This window comes from Thermogutta sp., from assembly GCF_039793925.1.
Lineage (GTDB): Bacteria > Planctomycetota > Planctomycetia > Pirellulales > Thermoguttaceae > Thermogutta.
Map to the genome: position 1 here is coordinate 1 of NZ_JBAMME010000153.1, position 9,388 is coordinate 9,388.

General features: G+C 58.0%; 8 protein-coding genes. 5 read left to right on the forward strand and 3 right to left on the reverse strand.

The annotated features are described in order from the left end of the window. The coding region (locus ABJK56_RS06135; RefSeq protein WP_347243782.1) for a glycoside hydrolase family 32 protein at positions 1-2,066 on the forward strand (2,066 nt) is incomplete at its 5' end. Here the strand turns inward: ABJK56_RS06135 and ABJK56_RS06140 are convergent. Then, complete coding sequence (locus tag ABJK56_RS06140) at positions 2,029-3,198, reverse strand: glycosyltransferase family 4 protein (RefSeq protein WP_347243783.1); 1,170 nt, start codon at positions 3,196-3,198, stop codon at positions 2,029-2,031. The genes ABJK56_RS06135 and ABJK56_RS06140 overlap by 38 nt on opposite strands. A 12-nt stretch (positions 3,199-3,210) precedes the next feature. Continuing rightward, positions 3,211-5,043, reverse strand: a complete 1,833-nt coding sequence (locus ABJK56_RS06145) for a bifunctional homocysteine S-methyltransferase/methylenetetrahydrofolate reductase (protein WP_347243784.1) — start codon at positions 5,041-5,043, stop codon at positions 3,211-3,213. 334 nt (positions 5,044-5,377) lie between these two features. Here ABJK56_RS06145 and ABJK56_RS06150 point away from each other — a divergent pair, with 334 nt between their 5' ends. The 3 genes from ABJK56_RS06150 (at position 5,378) to ABJK56_RS06160 (ending at position 8,491) form a co-directional block, all read left to right on the forward strand. After that, on the forward strand, positions 5,378-6,481 hold the full coding sequence (locus tag ABJK56_RS06150) for a glycoside hydrolase family 172 protein (protein WP_347243785.1): 1,104 nt from the start codon (positions 5,378-5,380) through the stop codon (positions 6,479-6,481). A 91-nt stretch (positions 6,482-6,572) separates the two neighbouring features. Then, complete coding sequence (locus ABJK56_RS06155; protein WP_347243786.1) at positions 6,573-7,763, forward strand: hypothetical protein; 1,191 nt, start codon at positions 6,573-6,575, stop codon at positions 7,761-7,763. Between the two features lie 191 nt (positions 7,764-7,954). Further along, a complete protein-coding gene (locus ABJK56_RS06160) occupies positions 7,955-8,491 on the forward strand; it encodes a GNAT family N-acetyltransferase (RefSeq protein WP_347243787.1) in 537 nt (178 codons plus the stop codon). A 44-nt stretch (positions 8,492-8,535) separates the two neighbouring features. Here ABJK56_RS06160 and ABJK56_RS06165 read toward each other — a convergent pair whose 3' ends face one another. Next, the gene (locus ABJK56_RS06165) at positions 8,536-9,015 is read right to left on the reverse strand and encodes a hypothetical protein (RefSeq protein ID WP_347243788.1); all 480 of its coding nucleotides are present in this window, start codon (positions 9,013-9,015) and stop codon (positions 8,536-8,538) included. Between the two features lie 189 nt (positions 9,016-9,204). On the opposite strand from ABJK56_RS06165, the gene ABJK56_RS06170 reads away from it, so the two are divergent. Continuing rightward, positions 9,205-9,388, forward strand: a 184-nt coding sequence (locus tag ABJK56_RS06170; RefSeq protein WP_347243789.1) for a DUF1559 domain-containing protein, incomplete at its 3' end; no start/stop codon positions are given.

The window sequence follows — 9,388 nt, forward strand, 5'->3', positions numbered from 1 at the left end:
AAGCTTTTGGACCCGGCCCCGCCAGCGGCACGCTGCCGCAGCAAATGGAAGTGACGGGGTATCACGGCCGACGACTGGTTAATTCCTACTATGGCGGCGACGGTACGGTAGGGACACTGACAAGTCCGCCGTTCAAGATTGAACGACGCTACCTCGCTTTTCTTATTGGTGGAGGTGGCTTCCCAGAGGAAACCTTCATGGAGCTCGTCGTAGATGGGAAGAGTGTTCGTCGGGCTACGGGGCCGAATACCCGGCCTGGTGGCTCGGAGGAACTGGATTGGGCTACCTGGGATGTTCAAGAATTTGAAGGGCGTACGGCGGTTTTGCGGATCGTCGATCACCGCACCGGCGGTTGGGGACACATCAATGTAGATTACATTCTTCAAACCGATCGCGATCCCCTGGAGCAACGCAAACCCCTGGAAACAACGGTTCAGTCACGATACCTGCTGCTTCCCGTGGCCGGGGAAGGAACGCCGACGCACTGTCGCATCATGTTGGGCGACCGGGTCCTGCGCTATTTCGATATTCCCATAGCCGAGGAGGATTCGGATGTGAGGTTTTGGGCGGCCATCGATCTGGCTGATTATCGCGGCCAGACGGTGCTCTGGGAGATTCGGCCCCGCTCTGCGCGAACGCTCGTGGAAAAACGTCTTCGGCAGAGCGACACACCGGTTTGGCCGGGAAACCTCTATCGAGAAACGTATCGACCCCAGTTCCATTTTTCACCGCGGGTGGGTTGGACGAATGATCCCAACGGCTTGGTGTACTATGAGGGGGAATATCACCTGTTCTTCCAGCACAATCCTTTTGGAATTCACTGGGGCAACATGACCTGGGGCCACGCGGTGAGCCGGGACCTCATTCACTGGGAAGAACTTGGCGACGCCATCTTTCCCGACGAGCGGGGTACCATCTTTTCTGGGTCAGCAGTGGTGGATCTTTACAATAGTTCGGGACTTGGTCGGCCTGACCAGCCGCCTCTGTGTGCGTTTTACACCGCCGCCGGCGGCCATTCTTACAACCCGTGCCCATTCACGCAGTGCATGGCCTACTCGCTGGATCACGGTCGCACATGGACGAAATACACCGGCAACCCCGTGGTGGATTTCATCGCAGACGAAAATCGTGATCCGAAGGTCTTTTGGCATGATAAAAGTCAGCGCTGGATCATGGTTCTGTACGTCCGGCGGGATGCGTTCTCGATCTTTTCTTCACCTGACCTGAAAAAGTGGACGCTAGAAAGCGAAGCACAATTTCCCACAGCGCATGAGTGTCCCGAGCTGTTTCCGCTTCCGGTTGAGGGTGAGCCCGGCGAAGTCCGCTGGATTCTGTGGACGGCCTCCGGCAACCATTTGATCGGCCAATTTGACGGCCATCGCTTCACCGCGGAAAGTGACGTCCTGCAAAGTGAATGGGGACGGAATTGTTACGCTGGACAGACGTGGAACAACGCACCTGGGGGCCGCCGCGTTTTCATCGGGTGGATGAATTCCGATGGTTCCGCATATTTGGGGATGCCATTTAACCAGCAGATGACGGTGCCGCGGGAGATCACTCTCCGTCGCACGCCGGAGGGATTGAGGTTGTTTGCCCGACCGATCGAAGAACTCGAATCGCTGCGCACGAAATCGGTGCGGTTCCAGGGAGTCTCCCTGGGAGGCGATCACTCGTCACAATCGTGGCCGGTGGGCGATCTTCTGGATATCCTCCTGACTCTTCAGAGCGGATCGGCAGAAGCAATCGTTATCGACGTGAAGGGGGTTAAACTTACGTGGTTTCCGGGCCGCGGAGAGCTGGTGTGCCTGGACCGACGGATCACCAATTTGCCGAAAGATCGTCCGCTCGACCTGCGATTGCTCGTGGATCGGACGTCGCTGGAGGTTTTTGCTTTTGACGGCAGGTATGTGATGTCGTTCTGCTGGCCATTTGGCACGAAGTCAGGGCATGTGTCGATCACCGCGCAGGGAGGTGGTGCGGCGGTGGAATCTCTGGAGATCCACCAACTGCGTTCCATCTGGGAGGGCGTCACATGCCAGGGCGAGCAGGCAAAGTCGGGCGATTGAGAAGCCCCTCCAGAATCTGCTCCAGGCGTTCCATCCGTCGATCGAAACTGTAGTGCATTTTCACATGCTGGCGGGCGCTTTCCCCGAGTGTTACTGCCCGGGAACGATCGGCCAGCAGTTGTTTTACCGCTTCCGCCAGGGCGCGATCATCACCCGGCGGAATGAGAATCCCTGTTTCGCCGTCGCGAACGAGTTGCGGGATTCCTCCAACCGGAGTGGCGACAACGGGCAGGGCCATGGCCATGGCTTCGAGGAGGACATTGGGCAGCCCTTCGCGGAGACTGGGTAGAACGAACACGTCCATAGCCGCATAGTATGGCCGGGGATCCGGGGCATGTCCGACCAGGCTCACATGCTGGTCCAGGGAGAGCTCGCGAACTGCGCTGCGGAGTTCGTCCCTGGCTGGACCATCGCCCACGATGATCGCATGCACGGAGAAACGGTTTTCAATCAGTCGGGCCAATCCGCGAAACAGCGTGGCCAGATCCTTTTCACCCGAGAGTCGGCCTACGTACCCCACAACCGGGTCCGATGCGGGCAGACCGAGGGAGCGCTTGGCCTCTTCCCGCGAACTAGGTGGTGCAAACTCGTCGCAGTCCACGCCGTTTGGTAGTATCTCGCAGATTGCCGGAGGAATACCCGATCGGATACATTCTTCGCGCAAAGAAGGCGACACACACACAACCCTGTCGAATCCGCGGAGACACAGTTTGTGAATGAAATGGTAGAAACGCACCCGGGGGGCATAAACACCCCAGCCATGCACTGTGCTGAGAAGTTTCATTCGATGAGTGCGGTGAAGGAACCAGCCCAGGGCATCGGCCTTGTAGTCATGCCCATGCCAGATCACATTGCCTAGCTTGCGAACGATTTGAAACAGCCGCGTGACGGTGCGGAGATCGAGCGGGCCGCGATCTTCCACGTCCATCAGGGGCACATCGAGTTCCCGCGCGCGCTTACTGATGACTTCGAAGGCGTGATCGGCAGGTGGATGGAGGTAAATGATCTGGACGGGCCAACCGTGTGCCTTCAACCACCGTGTGCCGAGCAGAATCGTCTTTTCCGGACCTCCGCCGGTTCCGGTGACGGTGCGAACTTCCAGAATCGTGGGACGCACAACGGGGGATGGCATGGCGACGCTGTTTCATGCCCCAATGACTTCCAGGGCCACCTGAATCTTGCCGAAGGGGGCGCTCACTTGAACCCCGGCCACGCGATCGCGGATCCGTTCGATGGCCTGTTGGGCAATCTCGATCCCCATTTTGAGTTGATCCTCGCGGCTGGTGACGGAGGCCATCTTTTCCATGACCCAATCGGGGATGACCACGCCGGGCACTTCGTTTTTCAGGAACGTGGCGTTGCGGAGGCTTGCCAGCGGCCAGATTCCCGCGATGATCGGAATACCATGGTGCTGCACCTTGTCCAGGAACCGCAGTAGCGCGTCGGGGTCGAAGACTGGCTGGGTGATGGCGAACTCAGCACCGGCCTCCACTTTACGGCGAAAGCGATCCAGTTCGCGATTTTGATCGATGGCCGTGGGATCCAGACCGACACCGATGACCGCGGCGGTCGGTGGATCGATGGGCTGGCCGCCGAGATCCACGCCCTGATTGAGACGCTTCTGAACGCCCACCATGCCGATCGAGTCGGTATCGAACACGCCCGTGGCATGCGGATAATTGCCAAGCTTCGGCGGATCGCCGGTGATGAACAGGATGTTGCGGATATCGCAGGCGGCACAGGCGAGGAGGTCGGCCTGCATGCCGATGAGGTTCCGGTCTCGGCAGCAGAAATGGAGAATGACTTCGATCATCGCCTCCCGCTGGATGCGATCCGCTGTGATGAGGGGTGAAATCCGCGAACTGGCGCGAGGCCCGTCTGGGATGTTCACGGCATCCACTCCGTGGCGGTGGAGCATTTTGCTTTTCTCGATGATGTCGCGGAGGTCGTATCCGCGGGGGGGAACCAGTTCCACGGAGGTCACCCATTGTTTGTGCACCAGCCGCCAGGCGAATCGCGACCGCTCCGCAAGAGGCACCGGTGTTTTGAGTTCCACGGTTTCCGCGGCAGCCAAAAGAACAGGCTTAATTCGGGCACGGACAAGCGGTTTGACGGCGTCGCAGATCGCGCGAATGTGGTCTGGTGTTGTGCCGCAGCACCCGCCGACTCCAGCCGCCCCAAGGTTGACGAATCGCTTCGCATATTCGGCCAGATACTCGGGCGAACACAGGTAAATGCGACGATGTTCGATCTCCTTGGGAATTCCGGCATTCGGTTGGACAACGAGGGGTTTGCGAAGGATCCGCACCGCCTGCTCCACAGCGCCCAGCAGACCGTGAGGCCCACTGCCGCAATTGAGACCCCAGGCAAGCGGTTCTGGATACCCTTTAGGAAGCGGAGCAAACAACCGCTGCACTGTCTCCCCGGAAGCGGTTTCGCCGTCTTCATAAACCGCGGCGGAAAGGATGAACGGCACGCCCGGCCGTTCCCGCATCGCTGCCGCACAGAGTTCCAGCGCCTGACGACTGGGCTGGGTCTCAAAAATGATGAAGTCCACCCCGCCTTCCAGGAGGGCATCAACCTGCTCCCAGATCATCTGCCACAATGCTTCTTCGTTCTGGGGAAGCGTGGGGAGCGGACCGATGGAACCGGCCACGTAGACGGGTCGGTCGGCGGCATCGGCCACTTCGCGGGCAATCTGGGCGCCGGCTCGATTGATCGCTCTTACCTGCTCGGCCAGGCCGTACTTGGCGAGGGTTTCCCGGTTCGCGCCGAAGGTGTTGGTGGTCAGGACTTCGGCGCCCGCCTCGCAGTACGACTGATGGATTTTGCGGATGAGCTTCGGATCGGACAGATTGAGTTCATCGAAACACCGATTGGTGAACACATGATGGCGATAAATCTCTGTGCCCATGGCCCCATCGAACACCACGACGCCCTGGGCAAGGTATTCGCCAAAGGGTTGCTTTTGCACCATGAACACTCACCTTTTTTCCTGTTGTGTAACCGTGGAAGAGTTGCCGCCGTGCATCACATTATGCTGGCGAATGTCAGATACCGCACTCCATCAAGGGGAGGAGTCGGAACGCACTTTGCTGCAACAAGCTCATTGTAGCTTGAGGACTGGGCCAGCGAGAATCGGCGGTCGATTAGTAACCGATCGCGTCGTCTGGCAACTTTCGAGGCCGGCGACCTGAGTGTCCCCACCGGTTGCCAAGCAAAGACTTTTCCGCCAGAATGGGGGCGGCATGTAGACAACGGTGTGACCTGTGAGTCCCCATCTCACGTTTCCTCGAAGAAGGGATGACACGATGAATCGCCTCCTTTGGTTCACCACAACGGTCGGACTTGCAGCGGGTTTGTGGTTAGTGGGAATCTCCGGATTGGGTCAGCAGCCAGATGTGATCCACCAGCCGTACCTCCTCGATACCGGGCTGGTTTCCCGATCCATCTCCTTCGAAAACCCCACGGGTGCACCCGGCGAAGGCGGTAAAGCAGCCAGTAACCTCGGTGTGGGTCGGAAGGGATCACCGATGCGCCCCATCAAACCCGGCGAGACACTCCAGCTCTGCGACATCGAAGGGCCGGGCACGATTCGCCATATCTGGCTGACCACCGAACCGAATCCGGAGAATTTGCGAAGCCTGGTGATCCGCGCGTACTGGGAAGGACAGGAGCACCCCAGCATTGAGTGCCCGCTGGGCGACTTCTTCGGTTTCGCGCACGGAAAGGTGATGCCCTATTTCTCCGCCGTCCACTCTGTGGGACCTCGGGCGGGGATGAACATCTGGCTGCCGATGCCGTTCACAAAGCGCGCGCGGATCACGCTCACCAACGAAACGAAGGGCAACCGCACGCCCCCCATCTTTTACCAGATCGACTACACCCTGGGTGATAAGCATCCCGAAGATGTTGGCCGATTGCACGTCCTTTTCCGGCGTGAAAACCCCACCCGTCAAAAACAGGATTTCGAGATTTTGCCCTTGCGAAAAAACAAGGGGCGGTATATCGGTGTGGTCATTGGAGTGCGCAATCTTCACCCAGGCCAATGGTGGGGTGAAGGTGAGATCAAAGTGTACATGGATGGGGATACGGAGTTTCCCACAATTTGCGGGACGGGGAGCGAGGACTACGTGGGGCTTTCCTGGGGTATGCAGCAGGTGCCGTTTTTCTATCAGGGGTGTTCGCTTGATCAAAACAACTTTGTTTCCATGTACCGGTGGCATTTGCCCGATCCGATTGCTTGGCAGAAGGAATGTCGCATCACCATCCAGCAAATTGGTTGGAAAAATGGACTCGTGGAAACAGAAGACGACTGGTGCTGCGCGACGTTCTGGTATGAACCCACGCCAAGCGCCCCGTTGCCACCGCTGCCGGATGTTGATGCCCGCATCGCCGATATCTGGAAGGATTGAGAATCTCGAAGAACACCGAGCGCTGTCGATGCGAACGTAAAAAGAGCGCGGATGGGGTGACTGATGCAGGTCGATCGAGGAGGTCGAAATCATGGAGGAGCCGCGTGAGGGTGTCATTCGCCAGGTGCGTTGGGGGGAGGTCTTTCCGTGGTTGCGTTTGGTCCGCGCTGCGATCGCCGCATGCAGCCTGCGGGTTTTGTTCGTTGCCATCATAGGCTTACTGCTGGTGGAAGGCGGACGCCAGATTTTGGAATATGCATTTCCCTATCGGGAGCCTTTGCCCGCCCTCCCACGTGGAATACCGTTAAGGCTGGGAGCCGCTGACCTCGGCCTGACGCAATCTGCGCAATCCCAATTTGGCGTTTCCGGATCTTCCTCCTCTCGAGCCGGGAAAAGCGTTTTGCTGCTGTCAGAGGTCGCACAGCAGCCGCGGCTGGTGCCGATTTTCGGTGTTTGGCACGATCTTGCCAGTTGTTACACGTACTTTCTGCGAATCACCTATGTTCCCGATCCGCCGGGGAGGCCTCGTGCCATTCGGGAGGAAAGATCCTGGACCGATTGGATCAAACGGCTGTTGCATCTGATTTGGGTCTTTGCAGTGTGGACATTGTGCGGAGGCGTGATCCTGCGGTTTTCGGCACTGGCTGTGGCACGAGGAGAGGGGCACAGTCTTGGCGGATTGCTGCGATTTGCGCTTCCCCGCTGGCCGGCGGCGATGGCGTGCATCTTCGGCGGGTGGTTGGCCATTTACAGTTTTGGCTGGATTTCGGCGGTGGTTTGTCTGGCGGCGAACTGGATCGGGACGCATGTGCTACCCCTTGGTTGGGCCTGGGTCAGCACCCTGATTCCGGGAGTGCTTCTCACGCTGGTGGTTGTGCTCGTTGTCTTCGGCTGGCCCCTGATGCTGGCAGCGATTATGATCGACAACCAGGACGGCTACGGAGCGGTGGGGGCTGCCGGTTCCTATTTACTGCGGCGGCCGTTCTACTTTTTCTTCTATGCTGCGGTCGCCGCTGTGCTGGGAGCGGTGGTGGCCGCAGTAGTGATGCTGCTTGTGGAATGGTGTATTGAACTGACGCTCTGGTCGGCGGAACTCGTTCTGCCGAGGGTCTCCTTTGGAGAGCTTCTCACCAACCCCAGTCTGGCCCAATGGCACGATGTGTTTCGCCGGTTAACTTCAGCCTATCTGTATGCGCATTTCTGGACCTCAACCGCCGTAATTTATGTCCTGCTGCGGCATAATGTGGACCAGACCGAGTTCGACGAACTGTACGATGAGTAACCCCGGCGAGCGCCCGCCCCGGGGTTAGAAGAAGGTCCCCTCCCACGGCCGCCTTTTAGTCCCGGTTTGCTTATGATGAAGCTTTTGCGGATTGTAAAGTCGTGGAGAGACATTGCCGAGGAAAAGGCGCTCACGCCTAGGAAAGTAAGAGTCAATCTCCTGGAAACTTGGACCGAGATAAGAACAGCTTTATGACCGGAACCACGCGGTCCCATGATCAGGTGGGTGTGCATTTTCGGACGACGGTTCGACCGGAGGATGGACCGGCCGTCCGCCGACTTGTGGAATCCACCGGGTTTTTCCGTCCCGACGAGGTAGCCGTTGCTGAGGAATTAATAGCAGAGCGGCTGGCGAAAGGAGCAGCGAGCGGGTACGAGTTTCTCTTTGCAGAGCACGACGGACAACTGCAGGGATACGTGTGTTTTGGTCCTATCCCGTGCACGCTTTCCAGTTGGGATCTTTACTGGATCGTGGTGAATCCGGCTTATCAGCGGCAGGGTTTAGGTCGGCGGCTCCTTCAGGAAGCGGAAAAGGCCATTCGCGCCGCCGGTGGGACCCGGGTGTATGTCGATACTTCTGGCCGGGAACAATATCGACCGACCAGACTGTTTTATGAAAAAAACGGCTACCAGGTGGCAGCCGTCCTCGAAGATTTCTATGCACCAGCCGATCCAAAGGTTATTTACGTCAAAGTGCTGAAGGAGCCTGATGGCCGCAGGGACCTGTGACGCTTTTCCAAGCGGCAGGCTTTGTGTCTGGCGGCATCGGGCGGCTATTCAGGAATATCAAAGCTGAATTCGTTAGGTCCACCCTCTTTGACTTCGCACTCAAAGGGAGTTTCCTGCCAGTTGTTGTATTTCGGCGGCAGAAGGGGTTTGGGAGCGCTGGCGTAAGGATCGGCGGTGGCCTGCTCGGCCTGGAGCTTGTCGTAGTCGGCCCCTTCGGGAGTTTTCGGTACCAGCACTTTGGAGACAAGCACCTTGTACTTACCGGCCATCGCCCCTTCTGCAATCGCGCCCCCTTCTCCGAAGGTTTTCATCACGGCCACTCCCGAGCTGTCCGTCTTTCCCTGGGCCCCACGAGCATTGGCGTCCAAGGGATGGAGCCGCACGTCGGCATCCGCCAGTGGCTGACCTTTTTGTGTGATGGTTACCTTGACAGGATAGGTTTTGAAGGAAACTTTTCTCTCCTTCGAACAACCAGATGCCAGCACAATTCCAATCACCGCGATGCCCAGTAAACGCATTTTCATGGCTTTGTACCTCCGCGATAGTGACCAAATGGGACCGCGCAAAAACGTTGCATCGCCGACTCCAATCAGTATACTGAATTTAAAGTCAGAGGGAGAGATTAGCGAGTGATAATTGCTTGACTGTCGTGAGCTGTCAGAGATTATTCGGTGGTAAGTGTCTGGGGGGTTTTTCAGGAAAGGAGAGTCATCATGATTAGGTCGAGGTTGTTGCGCGTCCCGCGCTGTGCCGGTTTTACGCTGGTAGAGCTGCTCGTTGTGATCGCGATTATTGGGATCCTCATTGCGCTTCTGCTTCCTGCGGTGCAAGCTGCTCGGGAGGCAGCTCGTCGTTCACAGTGCACGAACAATCTCAAGCAGATCGGCTTGGCACTTC

Coding starts and splice junctions, on each gene's coding strand:
- ABJK56_RS06140 (WP_347243783.1), bottom strand. CDS start 3,198: ATGCCATCCCCCGTTGTGCGTCCCACGATTCTGGAAGTTCGCACCGTC.
- ABJK56_RS06145 (WP_347243784.1), bottom strand. CDS start 5,043: ATGGTGCAAAAGCAACCCTTTGGCGAATACCTTGCCCAGGGCGTCGTG.
- ABJK56_RS06150 (WP_347243785.1), top strand. CDS start 5,378: ATGAATCGCCTCCTTTGGTTCACCACAACGGTCGGACTTGCAGCGGGT.
- ABJK56_RS06155 (WP_347243786.1), top strand. CDS start 6,573: ATGGAGGAGCCGCGTGAGGGTGTCATTCGCCAGGTGCGTTGGGGGGAG.
- ABJK56_RS06160 (WP_347243787.1), top strand. CDS start 7,955: ATGACCGGAACCACGCGGTCCCATGATCAGGTGGGTGTGCATTTTCGG.
- ABJK56_RS06165 (WP_347243788.1), bottom strand. CDS start 9,015: ATGAAAATGCGTTTACTGGGCATCGCGGTGATTGGAATTGTGCTGGCA.